The following is a 14,069-nucleotide window of genomic DNA, read 5'->3' on the forward strand; positions in this document are numbered from 1 at the left end:
CCTCCCGTCGTCTGTAATGCCCAACAGGAGTGTATTTTGATAAGGGGATGTTGGCAAGTGGTTTTTTAATTTATGCAGCCCCTACGGGTCTGCATAAATTAACTGCCATAACCTACATTTTTAGTCTGCCATAAACACTTATGAACGCAGTTATATGTTGAGACCTCCGCATGTGGGAACAGAGAGTTTTTCACGCTTAGACAATCTTTACGTACACCTCTAATTTACCTTTATTTAAGGAGAATCATAATGTCAAAGGACTATGAAATCACAATTGATGCACATCCAAATATATACAATGACTTCTCACCGAGAAAGTTGAATATATATTTTTCTGAGCCGGACAAAGGAATTAATAATGAAACAGGACTTTTCCTGTTCATTCCAGGATTTGGGGCAAATGCGAATTCGAGAGTCTACAAAAAAATGCGTTCTGTTTTTTCTGATAAATATAATGTCGTTACGATACAATGTGACTATTTTGGCTGGGAGTTTATGCAACAGGAGAATTTGGAGGAAACATCCAAAAATTTTAATGATATGGGGATAATGCAAGCTCTTGACAACATAACTGCGGTAATCATTGTTTCTGAAATCATCAAGGATAATAAATACACCTTTAATAATAGTAAAATAATCGCTTACGGACATTCGCACGGTGCATATTTAGCGTATTTATGTAATGTTTTTGCACCTAACTTGTTTTCTTTAATTGTTGATAATTCTGCATGGATATTTCCTGCTTATTTAAAGGGAAACCGAGCCTTGAACATGAATGGAAAGATGACTTTATTTGATTACTATGCAAAGTCTATAATAAAAGATTTTGAAATACTGAATTTATCATCGTTATATAAAGATTTTAAAAACAATTGTATGATTCATTCGTTTCATGGAGAAAGTGATAGTTTAATATCCTTGGAAGAAAAGAGGAGCTTTTGTCTCTCGCTGGATAATTGTTTTTTACATGAGATAACGGAAGATAAAATTGATAATCATATCTTCAAATCTACCTTTCATGGTCTTAATGCAGATTTTTTATTACTTTTCGATTACCTATTATCCAATTTCAGCATTAGCTTTAATTACAAGAATGCTATTACATTGAAAGATCATCGATTAGACACAAAACTATATAGTTATGTTTTTGACTATAGTGGATTTGTACCAGTCTTAAACATATTTTCAAAATAAAAGGTAAAGGACATATCTGAGTAACGGAGCTAAGAAAGGAGGGCAGTTTCACGATGGAGGCGTCTGTGAAAGCTGTCCTTTGTTATTTACCAAACGCGGTCGAGGTTGAAACACTAAACGCCCTATTTTCATGGTTTTGTAAACTCCCTCTCGCATTCTGACGATAACAAAAGAGAGAAAGCTTCGTGCGATCCCGAGGGAGAGATGAACAATGAGAGTAAACTACCCCGCCTCTGCCAACCAAATTCAGCCCAATAGTGGTGTTCAGATACAAGAAAATAAAGGTGAATCCCAAGGGAGGACATTGGCGAACCGGCCTGCTATAGCCGGAGGGCAGCCTGACGTATCCAGCGTCTTGCGCGGCCTTGGAACCGATCCTACACCGGAAATGAAGCAGTCTGCAAAGATTCTGCTTGATGGCGGAATCTCTCTGAACGAGCAGGCAGTCCAGGATTTAAAGGAATTCATGGGGAAAGCTCCGGGAAGTCTGGATCAAAAGCTGGAAACAGTCCAAGCCTTGGCTGATAAAAAGCTGGATGTGTCGCTTGGGCAGCTGAAGGCTGTCCACGAAGCGCTGCACGGAAAGTCCGTGACCGGGGCTCTGAATGAGCTTGTTCAAAAGGGTGCTGGAAGTACGGATACCGAGATGGAATTTCAAGAAAGCTCTTTTTGTGAAAAAAAATCGGACTTCGACAAGACTGTGCAAAGGATACGCGAGCAAATGGCTGGGAGTCCGAAGGGAACGGCCGAAATGGGCGAGAAGCTCGGGAAAGTCCTGTATGAAGCGGTTCAACTTCATCAGTCGGGAAGAGAGCAGGAAGCCCGGCTGCTGCTCATGAACGCACTTGCCCAGCTAGGTGATGCGGACAGTGTCTTGAAGGTGGGACTGCCGGGAAATGCCTCTTTCGCAGCAAGCCCCGCGGAACTTCTTGCCCAGATGAAGGCAGCGTTGAATCAAGAGATGTCTTTGGATCAGTTGCTTGCAAAGTTTGGCGATCGCCTGCTCGATCTTTTGCAGAAAAACCAAGTGGCAGCCGGAACGCTTGAAAAAGGGCTTGATCAGGTGCAAAACCACATGTCCGGACATGCTGCATCGCCAGAGGAAACAGGCAATCCCGCTCCTTCTGCCGGAATTGCTTACGATGATCAAGCTGAGATGCACATGGCCTCATTTCTGACGACAAAGGATTTGGTCGTCACGGAAATTACGCAAAAGCTGAGTCAGGCCGCTGCCAACTTCCAAAGCGTAAAAAGGGAGATAGTCAGAAACATCGACAACATGCTGAAAGTTGCGGAAACCAATAAGGGGAACATTTTAGCCGGGGTAAAGCCTTTGTTGGAATCAACCATCGATGCGCTTGACAAAGCGATTTTGAAAAGCGAAATGATGATGCTGACGGACATGGAGACAGAAAAGCAGCTAATAAAGGCAAGCAGTGAATTGGCCGAAGCCAGAAGGTTCTTGGCGAAAGGGGAAAACAGCCAGGCGGCAGCAGTGTTAAAAGGAGTCCAAGCAAAGCTGGACGCACTAAACTGGAAGCCGTCCGATGTACGAGTCCAGCACTTTGCGACTGGCCAAAGCATCTTTGCAGAAAAAGTCCCGCATGCTTCCCGTCTGTTTAGCCAGATTGCAGAGACGGCTCAGCACTTTCAGAATCATCCGCCCTCTGCCCGCAATACGTTCGAATTTGTCCGTTCGCTCGGATTGAATTATGAAAGCGAGCTGGCGCAGTCGTTTACAGAGCGTCATCCGGGCGAACGGGGCCAGGGCCAGGGGCACGCTCAGGAGAATCTTCACAAGAACCTGAAGCATGCGCTTCTGCAGCTTGCCAAAGCGGGCGAAAAAGGCACGACCTCTGTCAGTGGCGGTCAAGCGGTAGAGCAAGCGCTGCAAAGCATAACGGGCCAGCAGCTGCTGAGCAAGCCGGATGCGGGCAACCAGCCCCAAAGCATGTTTATGCAGTTGCCGCTTTTGCTCCAAAACGGACTCGAAAATGTAAAGCTCTACGTTCAGTCAAAAAATGAGGGGCAAAAAGTCGATTGGGAAAACTGCAGTCTGTATTTTTTAATCGAGACAAAAAAACTGGGGCCGACAGGGATTCACATTACAGCGGTGGAGCGCAATCTGTCCATTGCGATTAAAAATGACCAGCCGCAAATCCGGGAGCGTTTGGATTCTATCATAGCCGGATGCAAGGAAAATTTGGCCCAGATCGGTTACAATGTAGTAGGTGTGTCATTTGCCAAGTTTACCGAGCAGAAAAAAGAAGAGCAAGTACCGGCAGGACAAAATACCGCTGCAAATACGATGCGACCAAATGAGCCTAACCCAGCCGCGAAAGGGTTTGATCTGAAGATATGATCCGCAAGTCTTTCAATCAAAAGCAGAGACAAGCTATAAATGGTCCCATGGCAGCAGTTATCCGCTATGATCAGGAAAACGATTTCGTTCCTGCCGTCATCGCGCAGGGAAGAGGCCACCTGGCTGAAAAGATCATCTCTATGGCCAAAGACAACGACATCCCTCTCCAGGAAGATTCTTTGCTTGTAAAGAATCTGATTGATATCGATCTGGGGGAAAATATACCGCCCCAACTGTATTCGGTAGTGGCCGAAATCCTTTTGCTCATCGAGGAAATGGAAAGATACAATGGGCGATAATGGGCGAGACAGACCAGATGCTGACAGAAAGGTACGGATATAAATGGAAGTAAACAAGATCGGGCAAATATCCGTTGAACAACGAAAGTCCAAGCAGGATGTACCAGCGGATCGCGTGGCTTTTTCGGAACTGATGAACAAGGGCCGGCAACAACTGAATACGGAACGTCTTCAAAAAATGATATCAGAGATTGAAGAGCAGGGAAAAATCCTTGCCGATACACGTACGGTAGGAGATCTTCGGAAATTTAAGTCACTGGTAAAGAGCTTTCTTGACGACGCGGTGAAAAACGGACTGAGCCTCGAGGAGCAGCAAGGCTACAACCGGAGAGGACGGTCCCGTATTTTCAAGATTGTCAAGGAAGTTGACAAGAAGCTGCTTGAACTGACCGATTCCGTCTTGAAAAGTCAGGAGCCCGGTTTGCGAATTCTGGAACGGGTAGGAGAAATCAAAGGATTGCTGATAAACACGTATGCGTAATGTCTTTCACAGGTAGAGAAGCGGGATCTGGCAGGTTATCCTCAGCAGGGAGTTACTCGTGATCCGCTCAAGGAAACGTACATTTCTGCATGCAGTGAAAAGCGATCCGCGAAGCGACAAAAACGGATATGGAGAACCAGTAGCCTAAAAACCAACCTCGCTTGCCAAAAGTAGGGTTGGTTTTTTGTATATCGTCGGCTCAACCGTATACAATCTGTTATCTGGCTTCTCCAACTTGTCGTCCAGACAGCTTATTCAAAACAGCATAACTCCATTACAAATTGAATAACAGCAAGACTCGGAAAGTAAAAGCTCATTTCATTTTTGTCTGCGCTTGTATTCACTATTGAATAAAAAGAAAAACCGCATATGGTTCAACAACGGCCATGCACCGCTGCAACCGCACCTATACCGTGAGAAAGCAACAAGCTCACTGCAAATGGCACAAAAATTGCAAGATAATTTGAAAAAATCAAAAATACGGAGGGGTCCATCTGATGAAAAAGAGCTTTTTTTCATTCTGCTCCACACTTCTGCTCATCGCGGCACTGGTCGGATGCAGCAGCAGTCCGCCTGCGCCGGCCGGTTCATCCCAGCAACCGGAAGCGTCCACAAAGCAAGAGGGAGGAAGCGGAGCGGAACAAATCCTGCAGATGAATGGCCGGGAGCCCAAAACGCTGGATGCGGGTCTTTCCAACGACGTCGCCTCGGGTGTCTACATCCGGGCCATTTACGATGCATTGGTCCGGTTGGACAAGGACGGCAAGCCGGTCAATTCCGTCGCATCCGACATCAAGATCTCGGAGGACAAAAAGACCTATACCTTTACCCTGCGAGAGTCGAAATGGTCCAATGGCGAGCCGCTGACGGCCAAGGATTTTGCCTACGCCTGGTTCCGGACACTTGATCCGAAGACGGCCAGCAGCTCCGCGTACAAATACTATCCGATCGTCAATGCAAAGGCTTTTAACCTGGGCAAAGCAAAGAAAGAGGATGTCGGGATCAAGGTCATCGACGACAAAACGATCGAAGTGCAGCTGGAAAACCCGACGCCTTACTTTTTGACGCTGGCAACCTTTTACTACCCCGTAAACCAAAAGGTCGTGGAGGGGAACGAGAAGTGGGCCAATGAAGCCGCCACCATCGTCACCAACGGTCCTTTCAAAATCGAGACCTGGGAGCACAAGAGCAAAATCGTCCTGGTGAAAAACGAGCATTACTGGGACAAGGAAGCCGTGAAGCTGGACAAAATCGAATTTTCTATGGTGGAGGATGCCAATACCGAGCTGGAGATGTTTAACCAGGGCGAGCTGGACTGGGCTGGCGGGCCGATCAGCAGTCTGCCGGTAGATGCGATTCCGGCGATGAAAGAAGAGGGCAAGCTGCAGGCGATGCAAAAGGCGCAGTCCTACTACCTGCTGTTCCAGACGGAGCAGGCGCCGTTTACAAACGAGAAAATCCGCAAAGCGTTTGCGTATGCCATCAACCGCCAGGAGATCGCGGACAATATTTTGCAGGGCGGACAGACAGCTCTGACCGGGCTGGTGCCGCAGTCGGCTTCCCTCAAGCCGGAGGGCTATTTCAAGGACAACGATGCGGAAACAGCCAAGCAGCTTTTGGCGGAAGGAATGAAGGAGCTGGGGATTGAAAAGCTGCCGGAAATTACGTACCTGTACTTTAATTCCGACGCCCAGAAGAAAATTGCCGAAGCTCTGCAGGGCCAGTGGAGAAAAGTGCTCGGCATTGAAGTGAAGCTGATCAACAAGGACATGAACGTGATGTTTGACGAGCAGGCCCAGGGGAAATACATGATCTCGGTAACAGCGTGGACGGCCGATTACAACGACTCTGTCAATTTCCTCGAGCTGCTGATGGAAAAGTACAGCGACAACAACTGTACACTGTGGCACAGCGAAGCCTACAACGACCTGATCAACCGCTCCTACAAGGAAACGGATGAAACCAAGCGGAATCAGCTTTTGCAGGAAGCGGAGTCGATTTTGATGAACGAGATGCCAGTCACGGGACTGTACAGCAATGTGAACGTCTGGGTGCAAAACGACAAGCTCAAAGGCGTGACCGTAGACCCTCTTGGCTATATCGACATGAAGTGGGGCTACAAGGAATAGAGGTGTAGAAAGCAGTGACAGAGAATGTTTTCCCTGACCAAATAGCTGCAAATAGAAGTGCAGAAAGGAGGTTTTCGATATGAATCATCAGGAGTGGAAACAGGAGTTTGAACCATTTGCCCAAGCTCGAATGGAGCAAGTCCAGGTGCCTGGAGGGGCGATCGGAATCTGCAAGGACGGAGAGCTGGTCTATTTTGGCTCGTTTGGCTTCAGCGATGTGGAGAAGCAGCAGCCGGTCACGCCGGATACGATATTTGGCATCGCTTCCGTGACCAAGTCGTTTACCTGTATGGCCATTATGCAACTGCAGGAGGCAGGCAAGCTGTCTGTTGACGATCCTGTCGTGGACTACCTGCCTCAGTTTCGCATGCCGCAAGACCAATTCACACGGGATGTGACGATTCATCACTTCATGACCCATACGCCGGGAATGCCGCCTTTGCCCTTTTTGACATCCGCCATGAAGCGGTCGATGGAAAAAGACCCCGCGGTTCTGGAGACGGAGCCGGAGTGTGTAGACGAGTCGGTCCCTGTCGTGGATACGTACGAGGAACTGATGGAGCAAATCGGCTCGTTTCCGGAGGAGGTACTGGGGCGGCCGGGAGAGGCGTTCAGCTACAACAACGATGTGTACGGGCTGTTGGGAGCTATTGTAGAGCGCGTCAGCGGCATGTCCTTTGAACAGTATGTGACGGAACACATCCTGCTCCCCGCGGGGATGAACCGCAGCGTGTTTACTCCGGAGCAGCTTGCAGCACATAGGGACGTAGCAGAGCTGTTTACCCGCAAGACGCGGAACGGAGCCAACGAGGTATTCCACGCCCCAGTCCTGCACGATGCTCCGGCGATGCGGGCCGCAGGCTTTTTGAAATCGAGCGTGGCCGATTTGCTCCGGTATCTGGACATTTTCCGTACAGGTGGAATGGCAGGAGAGACGCGCATCCTCTCTCCGGAGAGTGTGACCGAGATGACGACTCCCCATGTGAAATGCGATGCTTGCTGGCACTACGGGTACGGCTTGCAGATCGTGCCCGACTCCGTTGGCGGGCCGCTGATCGATCACGGAGGGTCGCTAAAAGGGGTCAGCTCGCAGATTTTTGTGTTGCCGGAAAAGGGCATCACCGGAGTCATCCTGACCAATGTCGACGGCGTGGAAGTGCGCGAGATAGCCGTAGGAGCGCTTAACCTGGTCCTGGATAGACCGCTTGAGACTCCGCTGTTTCGCTTTGCGGACCAGTCGCTGGCGGCAGAGAAGCTCGCTGATTATGCCGGAGAGTATACTTGTCAGGAATGGATGGAAATGAGTGTGGAAGCAAAAGACGGAGTATGCCAGATGACAATGGACGGTACGACTTATGCGCTGCGGCCGGTCGGGAATGATCTGTTCGTATTTCGCCGCAGAGGAGCGGATATCCCCGTGCTGTTCGTGCGAAATGAAGCAGGTGCGGTCCACCGGGCGGTATACGCGAAGCGCCAGCTGCGCAAGAAAGCGCAATGACTTTCGTTCTATTCAAAAGCATAACATGAAGAAAAAACGGACGCGGAGAAGATCCCTGCGTCCGTTGCTCTTTTCCTACACGCTGATGTCAATCGTTTTTCCGGCTGTCGGATGAGGCGCTGCTTGAGCGGCTTGCTGCACGCTTTGCTGCGCATTAGAAAAGTCCTGGATCATCGCTGTCGCACCTGCTGCCATCGTGTTCTGCGCCATTTTCATGACGCTGAGGCTGACAGTGTGTCTCAACTGGCTCAGTTGCGCGCTCATCATAGAACTCATATCCATTGTGGTTTCCCTCCTTTTTCATTTGGGTCCCTTCACTTTTTTATCGGATTGGAAAAGCTTTGGTATTATAATCAAACTGAACATTTCCGATAAAGGAAGAGAAGAAAGCAAGTGGGAAGGTGACAGGTTTGTCGACGAAACGACGCTCGCTCCTGCTGGTGGGAGCAGTAGTGCTTATTTTTACACATGCGGTTTACCTGAAAGGAAACCTGTCCGATCTGTTGAACCTGACGGCTATCGAGCTGGTTGGGTTGTCAGTGCTTATCTCGTATGCGATCAAGCGCAAGCATCTGGAGGTGCGCAAAATCGTCCGTCTGTTGATCCATGGGCGCGAGGGAAACGTGGAGGAGACGATCAAGCGGTTTTATTACTACGCACTGGTTCAAAAGGAACAAGGGTATCTTGAGCTGGAAAAAGAGCTGCAAAATGAAAAAGATTCCTTCGTCCGTCGGGGCAGTCTGCTTGCCATCGAAGGAGTACCGGAGGAGGAGCTCCGCATGATTCTCGAAAACGAGCTGAAGGGCGAACAGCATCGCTACCAGCAGGCGGCAGGCTTTTTCCGCCTGGTCAGCCTTTTGGCCCCCGGCATGGGTCTGGTGGGAACGCTCCTCGGAATGACGGGTGTTCTGGAGACGCTGAATGATTTGACCCAGACGGGATACAGCCTCAGCTCGGCGGTCGTAGCGACGCTGTACGGGGCGCTTTTGGCCAACATGTTTGCCCTGCCGTGCTACTACCGGCTGATGGACTTGTATGATCAGGAAATGTTTGAGAAGCGGCTCTATCTGGAAGGCTGCATCGGTTTGCAGCGAATGGAGACGCCGCGTGTCCTGTTTGAAAAATTGAACTCGTTTTTGCCCGGGGACAAAAAGCTTGTCCTCATCAAAACCCCTGGAAGCATGAAAGGGACGATCGAAAGGCAGGATCTCCATGCATGACGATCGCTTGTACGACGAAAAAGAGCTGGAAAAAAGCTGGCTGATCAGCTATAGTGACTTGTTTACCCTGCTGTTCGTGATCATCCTCATCGTTGCCGCCGCCCATTCGGCCAAGCTCAAGACCGATATGCAGGAAATCAAGCAAGAGGAGGCCCGCCAGCAGGAAAGTCTGCAAAAAGTGCACGAAAGCCTGGACCTGTTGAACATTCAGAAGCTGGAGCTTCAGCGCCAGGTCCACGAGCTGGAAGCAAGACGCGGAGTGCTGGAGGCTGCAGTAGGTGGAGAGACAGGGGAGACGGTGCCCAAGCCGGCCGTTCCGGTAGATATGGAGGACAAGAGTGACCGGGATATGGAGACAGTGCGAACAGCGCTTTCCGCGGCTCTGGAGGAGCAGAACATCGACTATGAAGAGACGGAAGAAGGCTTGAGGGTCCGCCTGCCGGAGAAGATTCTGTTTTCCAGCGGCTCCGCGGATTTGCGGGAGGATGGAAAGCAGGTGATCGATCATGTCGCACAGGTCCTGGAGCGCTTTTCTTACAAGGTCCGGATCGAAGGATATACGGACGACGTGCCGATTACGCACAGCTCTTTTAGGTCCAACTGGGAGCTGTCCTCTGCCCGGGCGATTGCGGTCATGCGGGAAATGGTGGACGGGCATGGGCTGGCCGCAGATCGATTCACCGTTGCCGGTTGGGGAGAGTATAAACCGCTTGTAGATAACACATCTCCCGAGAATCGCAGTCGCAACCGACGCGTAGAAATTGTCATTCTGGCAGACAAGAGCCAATAAATAAAATTTTCTGTAAATAAAATGAGTTTTCGGAAGGATTCCCGTGCATCAGAGAGAAGTATTTCTGATAGGAATCCTTCTTTCTTTTTGTACGAACCCTTGTTCTATTTTCTTGCCAAAAAACATATTTATTGGGGAGAACGAGCATAAGGGTGAGTTATGCCCAGCTTGTGCACAACGGCCTGTGGATAATGTGGACAACTCTGTGGATGACGCAAAATAAAAGGTGTGCCGATGTGGACAAAGGCTGGGGAAAAGGTTTTCAAGGTAGACACAGATAAGGGGGACATGAACAGATGAAGATGAAGAAGAAATGGTTGACGTCGCTTGTCTTGACTGTCGGGGTAGGGCTGTTGGTATCCGCCTGTGGAACGGGAGGGAATCAGGCTTCGTCCGGCAGCGGCACGGCAGGAGGAGGTACGGCGGAAAAGGTGTACGTGGTTGGTACCGACGCAGCGTATCCGCCGTTTCAAATGCTGGAGGCCGACAACAAGATCACCGGCCACGACATCGATGTGTTAAACGCGATTGCCGAAGCGGGCGGCTTCAAGGTCGAATGGAAGAATACCGGCTGGGACCCTTTGTTTGACGGTCTGGACAGAGGGACCGTAGACATCGGAATCTCGTCGATTACGATCACCGAAGAGCGCAAGAAAAAGTACGACTTTTCTGAACCGTATTTCGAAGCCAACCAGTTGATTCTCGTTGCCGAGGACTCACCGGTAAACAAGCTCGATGACTTGAAAGGCAAGAAAATCGGCGTGCAGGGCGCAACCACGGGCGGAGAAGTGGTAAAGAAAGCATTTGGCGACACGTATCAAGGGCTGAAGGAATACGACGACATGCCTTCCGCTGTGGATGATTTCTTTAACGGGCGCGTGGATGCCGTAGTCGGCGATAATGGCGTCATTCAATATTACGTGAAAAAAATCAAGGACAAGAAATTCAAACTGATCAAAGACGATTCTTTTGAAAAGGAGTATTATGGCATCATGGTCAAAAAAGGCAACACCGAGATCCTGAACAAGATCAACGACGGGTTGAAGAAGATCAAGGAAAACGGTAAGCTGCAAGAAATCTACAACCAGTATTTTAATAAAGAGTAAGAGGGAAGCGCGGACGGGTACGTCAACAGGCGTACCCTGCTGCTTTTTTCGTCCACAGCCAAACAACTTGGAGGGAGGATACAACTCTGGACTGGAGTGTCGTTTACGATTATCGGGAACTGTTCATTCGCGGAATTCTCAATACAATCCTGCTGACGGCCATCGCTACTGTCGTGGGAACGCTTCTGGGGCTGTTTATCAGTTTGGGGAAGCAATCGAGCAAGGCCTGGCTGCGGATTCCCAGCGCGATTTACGTCGAGCTGTTTCGGGGAACTCCGATGCTGGTGCAAATTTTGTTGATTCACTTTGCTGTTATCCCCTCCATTTGGGAGGTATTCTTCCCGGGCCAGAGCAGCCCGGAAGCCATTTATTCCGGTATGATTGCATTGTCCTTGAATGCAGCAGCGTATATCGCTGAAATTTTTCGCGCGGGGATTCAGTCCATTGACCCCGGCCAGATGGAGGCGGCCCGATCTCTCGGGATGACCAAAGGGATGGCTATGCGGCTGATCGTCATTCCTCAGGCGTTCACCCGCATGCTTCCCGCACTGGGAAATGAATTCATCTCGTTGTTGAAAGACTCTTCCCTGACTGCGGTCATCGCCACGCCGGAATTAAACTACGCGGCGATGAGCGTAGCCAAAAGCACCTTGGAGCGCTACCCTCCGTATTTGACGGAAGCAGCCGTCTATCTGGTGCTTACGCTGTTCTTGTCGAGAATCGTCGTCAGAGGACTGGAGAAAAAATATTCAACCAAGTGAGGGACTATTTGACTCTCGTTTTGGCGGATGATATAGTCATTCACATGGGATTTCAAATCCCAAGTTTTTACAAAAGAAAGGAATGTGCATCAGCATGCAAGGCAAAGTAAAATGGTTTAATGCAGAAAAAGGTTTTGGCTTTATTGAGCGTGAGGACGGCGGAGACGTTTTCGTACATTACTCGGCTATCCAAAAGGAAGGCTTCCGTACATTAGAAGAGGGACAAACCGTAGAATTTGATATCGTGGAAGGGGATCGCGGTCCCCAAGCAGCGAACGTTGTTATCGCGTAGCTTCTGATTGCAAACGCCAGCCACCGATAAAAGCAAATCCCCCTGTACCAAATGGTATGGGGGATTTTTTCATGTACGGCCTGTTGTCAGCCGATGATGCTCTGGATGTGCAGGGAACGGTGTTGACGCAAATCGAGGTACTCCCCTCTGCGGCGTACGAGAGGCCGCAGCGGCTCATCTGTATGAATCATGATGACTTCCACGCGATCACCTGAATTGAGGTAAGCTTCTGCCCCTACATACAGCATCACGACATAATGGATAAAGCGGGTGACAACCTGGGCGTTTAACTTGCCTGAGTAGGCCAAATCTTGTAACACGGATGCAGCTTCGAAAGGGGAGGTTCCCTTGCGATACACCCGGTCCGTGCAAATGGCGTCAAATACGTCTGCGACACTGACGATTTGGCATTCGATCGGAATGTGCTCCTGTGTGCGTCCTTCGGGATAGCCGCTGCCATCCAGCCGTTCGTGATGAAGAAGCGCACAGAGAGCAATCAGCTCGTCTGCTCCCTCCATTTGGCGAAGCAGATGCTCCCCGAGCCGGGCATGCTGCTTCATCACTTCGTATTCCTCGTCGGTCAGCCGCTCCGGTTTGAGCAGGATTTCTTCCGGTATCAGCATTTTGCCTACGTCATGCAAAAGGCCCGCCTGCCCCAGCAACACAATGTTTTCCTGCGTGTGTCCCATCAGCTTGCCGATTAATGCAGCCAAAATGCCCACATGCAGGGAGTGGCGGTAGGTGTATTGGGCGGTTCCTTCCTTTACGTAAATAAAACGCTGAACTCCGCAACGCTGCAGAATTTCGTCCAGCAACGGATAAAACACATGATTGAATTGATGCAGAGGAGGAATGGAACCGGTCGCGATCCGGATGAACAACTCCTCTGTTTGTTTGACAGCTTCCATGTATTCACGAGCTGCTTCCACTTCATTCCAATGGAGCAGGGGAGAAGGTGGGTCTGGTAAGTCGCCATCCTTGGCTACATATACCCGTTCGACCTGGTGTGCACAAAGCAAGCGGATATCGCTTTGGTGCAAGACCGCGCCAGCCGGCAGGAGCAAAAGCCCCTTCTCGTTGTATACGTCTTGTGCCAGCGTCTTTCCCGTAATGGAATGCGAAGGGTTTACCTCTTCCATGAGGATTCCTCCATTCAGTTGTCTTGCGCGGTAATTATTCCCTAATGATCGTAGTATATCATAGCTGTTTTTGAAAGCTTTACTAGAAAATTGTCGTAACTTGTAGAGATGTAAACATTTTGTAAAGGTTTTTTTAAGCTGGCGGGGAGGATTTTTTACATATGTAAGGAATAGGTATTAGGAAAGACGGAAGGAGGTTTGAACCATGAAATTTCAAATTCGTGGAGAAAACATTCAAGTTACCGCAGCACTTCGAGAGTATGTAGAAAAGAAAGTGGGCCGTCTTGCAAAGTACTTTGAAAACTCTAGCCCTGCAGATGTACAGGTTACGATGAGAGTTCTAAAGGGAGAAGGGACCATCGAGGTGACGATCCCTCTCAGCGGAGTAATCCTTCGCGCCGAAGAAACGCATGAAGATATGTACGCCTCCATTGATTTGGTGGTAGAAAAGCTGGAAAGACAGATTCGTAAGCATAAAACCAAATTAATACGCAAGCTCCGTACCGAATCGACCAACAAGGCAGCGGGGAATAGCCGCCAGGCGGTCGCCGTATTGACAGAAGACCTGGAGGAGGGGGAAGATGTCGACATCGACATTGTTCGGACCAAACGCTTTAACTTAAAGCCGATGGACGCCCAGGAAGCAGTCATGCAAATGGATATGCTAGGTCACAGCTTCTTCGTTTTCCAAAACAGCGACACGAACGACGTCAACGTCGTTTACCGCCGAAATGATGGTCGCTACGGATTGATTGAACCGAAATAAAGCCCGTCAAACAGGGAGTTGCTTATTCTGGC

General features: G+C 49.5%; 14 protein-coding genes. 12 read left to right on the forward strand and 2 right to left on the reverse strand.

Annotated elements, in window-relative coordinates:
- Positions 1 to 249: 249 nt before the first annotated feature.
- The 6 genes from EDM54_RS23355 (at position 250) to EDM54_RS23380 (ending at position 7,963) form a co-directional block, all read left to right on the forward strand.
- Positions 250 to 1,194, forward strand: coding sequence for a DUF2920 family protein (locus tag EDM54_RS23355; RefSeq protein ID WP_122958870.1), 945 nt, complete (start codon positions 250 to 252; stop codon positions 1,192 to 1,194).
- 211 nt (positions 1,195 to 1,405) lie between these two features.
- On the forward strand, positions 1,406 to 3,556 hold the full coding sequence (locus EDM54_RS23360; RefSeq protein WP_122958871.1) for a flagellar hook-length control protein FliK: 2,151 nt from the start codon (positions 1,406 to 1,408) through the stop codon (positions 3,554 to 3,556).
- Positions 3,553 to 3,855 (forward strand): EscU/YscU/HrcU family type III secretion system export apparatus switch protein, encoded by a 303-nt coding sequence (locus EDM54_RS23365; protein ID WP_003388308.1) that lies wholly within the window; start codon positions 3,553 to 3,555, stop codon positions 3,853 to 3,855. Before EDM54_RS23360 ends, EDM54_RS23365 begins: the two co-directional genes overlap by 4 nt.
- 43 nt (positions 3,856 to 3,898) lie before the next feature.
- Positions 3,899 to 4,336 (forward strand): YaaR family protein, encoded by a 438-nt coding sequence (locus EDM54_RS23370; protein WP_003388307.1) that lies wholly within the window; start codon positions 3,899 to 3,901, stop codon positions 4,334 to 4,336.
- 497 nt (positions 4,337 to 4,833) lie between these two features.
- On the forward strand, positions 4,834 to 6,465 hold the full coding sequence (locus EDM54_RS23375) for a peptide ABC transporter substrate-binding protein (RefSeq protein ID WP_122958872.1): 1,632 nt from the start codon (positions 4,834 to 4,836) through the stop codon (positions 6,463 to 6,465).
- A gap of 79 nt (positions 6,466 to 6,544) precedes the next feature.
- A complete protein-coding gene (locus EDM54_RS23380; protein ID WP_122958873.1) occupies positions 6,545 to 7,963 on the forward strand; it encodes a serine hydrolase domain-containing protein in 1,419 nt (472 codons plus the stop codon).
- A 75-nt stretch (positions 7,964 to 8,038) separates the two neighbouring features.
- Here EDM54_RS23380 and EDM54_RS23385 read toward each other — a convergent pair whose 3' ends face one another.
- On the reverse strand, positions 8,039 to 8,245 hold the full coding sequence (locus EDM54_RS23385) for a hypothetical protein (RefSeq protein WP_003388303.1): 207 nt from the start codon (positions 8,243 to 8,245) through the stop codon (positions 8,039 to 8,041).
- A 128-nt stretch (positions 8,246 to 8,373) separates the two neighbouring features.
- On the opposite strand from EDM54_RS23385, the gene EDM54_RS23390 reads away from it, so the two are divergent.
- The 5 genes from EDM54_RS23390 (at position 8,374) to EDM54_RS23410 (ending at position 12,132) form a co-directional block, all read left to right on the forward strand.
- Positions 8,374 to 9,183: a motility protein A gene (locus tag EDM54_RS23390; RefSeq protein WP_003388302.1), complete on the forward strand. Its 810-nt coding sequence runs from the start codon at positions 8,374 to 8,376 to the stop codon at positions 9,181 to 9,183.
- Positions 9,176 to 9,973: an OmpA/MotB family protein gene (locus tag EDM54_RS23395; RefSeq protein ID WP_024984023.1), complete on the forward strand. Its 798-nt coding sequence runs from the start codon at positions 9,176 to 9,178 to the stop codon at positions 9,971 to 9,973. The genes EDM54_RS23390 and EDM54_RS23395 overlap by 8 nt, the downstream gene beginning before the upstream one ends.
- Before the next feature lie 296 nt (positions 9,974 to 10,269).
- Positions 10,270 to 11,079 (forward strand): basic amino acid ABC transporter substrate-binding protein, encoded by an 810-nt coding sequence (locus tag EDM54_RS23400; RefSeq protein ID WP_003388300.1) that lies wholly within the window; start codon positions 10,270 to 10,272, stop codon positions 11,077 to 11,079.
- 86 nt (positions 11,080 to 11,165) lie between these two features.
- Positions 11,166 to 11,840, forward strand: a complete 675-nt coding sequence (locus EDM54_RS23405; RefSeq protein ID WP_024984022.1) for an amino acid ABC transporter permease — start codon at positions 11,166 to 11,168, stop codon at positions 11,838 to 11,840.
- A 94-nt stretch (positions 11,841 to 11,934) separates the two neighbouring features.
- Positions 11,935 to 12,132 (forward strand): cold shock domain-containing protein, encoded by a 198-nt coding sequence (locus EDM54_RS23410; protein WP_003388298.1) that lies wholly within the window; start codon positions 11,935 to 11,937, stop codon positions 12,130 to 12,132.
- Between the two features lie 86 nt (positions 12,133 to 12,218).
- Here EDM54_RS23410 and EDM54_RS23415 read toward each other — a convergent pair whose 3' ends face one another.
- The gene (locus tag EDM54_RS23415) at positions 12,219 to 13,271 is read right to left on the reverse strand and encodes an HD-GYP domain-containing protein (RefSeq protein ID WP_122958874.1); all 1,053 of its coding nucleotides are present in this window, start codon (positions 13,269 to 13,271) and stop codon (positions 12,219 to 12,221) included.
- A gap of 205 nt (positions 13,272 to 13,476) precedes the next feature.
- Between EDM54_RS23415 and hpf the strand changes: the two genes are divergently transcribed.
- Positions 13,477 to 14,037, forward strand: a complete 561-nt coding sequence (gene hpf / locus EDM54_RS23420) for a ribosome hibernation-promoting factor, HPF/YfiA family (RefSeq protein ID WP_003388296.1) — start codon at positions 13,477 to 13,479, stop codon at positions 14,035 to 14,037.
- Positions 14,038 to 14,069: the final 32 nt, after the last annotated feature.

Origin of the sequence: Brevibacillus borstelensis, assembly GCF_003710865.1 — a bacterium.
GTDB classification, from domain to species: domain Bacteria; phylum Bacillota; class Bacilli; order Brevibacillales; family Brevibacillaceae; genus Brevibacillus; species Brevibacillus borstelensis.

Coding starts and splice junctions, on each gene's coding strand:
- EDM54_RS23355 (WP_122958870.1), top strand. CDS start 250: ATGTCAAAGGACTATGAAATCACAATTGATGCACATCCAAATATATAC.
- EDM54_RS23360 (WP_122958871.1), top strand. CDS start 1,406: ATGAGAGTAAACTACCCCGCCTCTGCCAACCAAATTCAGCCCAATAGT.
- EDM54_RS23365 (WP_003388308.1), top strand. CDS start 3,553: ATGATCCGCAAGTCTTTCAATCAAAAGCAGAGACAAGCTATAAATGGT.
- EDM54_RS23370 (WP_003388307.1), top strand. CDS start 3,899: ATGGAAGTAAACAAGATCGGGCAAATATCCGTTGAACAACGAAAGTCC.
- EDM54_RS23375 (WP_122958872.1), top strand. CDS start 4,834: ATGAAAAAGAGCTTTTTTTCATTCTGCTCCACACTTCTGCTCATCGCG.
- EDM54_RS23380 (WP_122958873.1), top strand. CDS start 6,545: ATGAATCATCAGGAGTGGAAACAGGAGTTTGAACCATTTGCCCAAGCT.
- EDM54_RS23385 (WP_003388303.1), bottom strand. CDS start 8,245: ATGGATATGAGTTCTATGATGAGCGCGCAACTGAGCCAGTTGAGACAC.
- EDM54_RS23395 (WP_024984023.1), top strand. CDS start 9,176: ATGCATGACGATCGCTTGTACGACGAAAAAGAGCTGGAAAAAAGCTGG.
- EDM54_RS23400 (WP_003388300.1), top strand. CDS start 10,270: ATGAAGATGAAGAAGAAATGGTTGACGTCGCTTGTCTTGACTGTCGGG.
- EDM54_RS23410 (WP_003388298.1), top strand. CDS start 11,935: ATGCAAGGCAAAGTAAAATGGTTTAATGCAGAAAAAGGTTTTGGCTTT.
- EDM54_RS23415 (WP_122958874.1), bottom strand. CDS start 13,271: ATGGAAGAGGTAAACCCTTCGCATTCCATTACGGGAAAGACGCTGGCA.
- hpf (WP_003388296.1), top strand. CDS start 13,477: ATGAAATTTCAAATTCGTGGAGAAAACATTCAAGTTACCGCAGCACTT.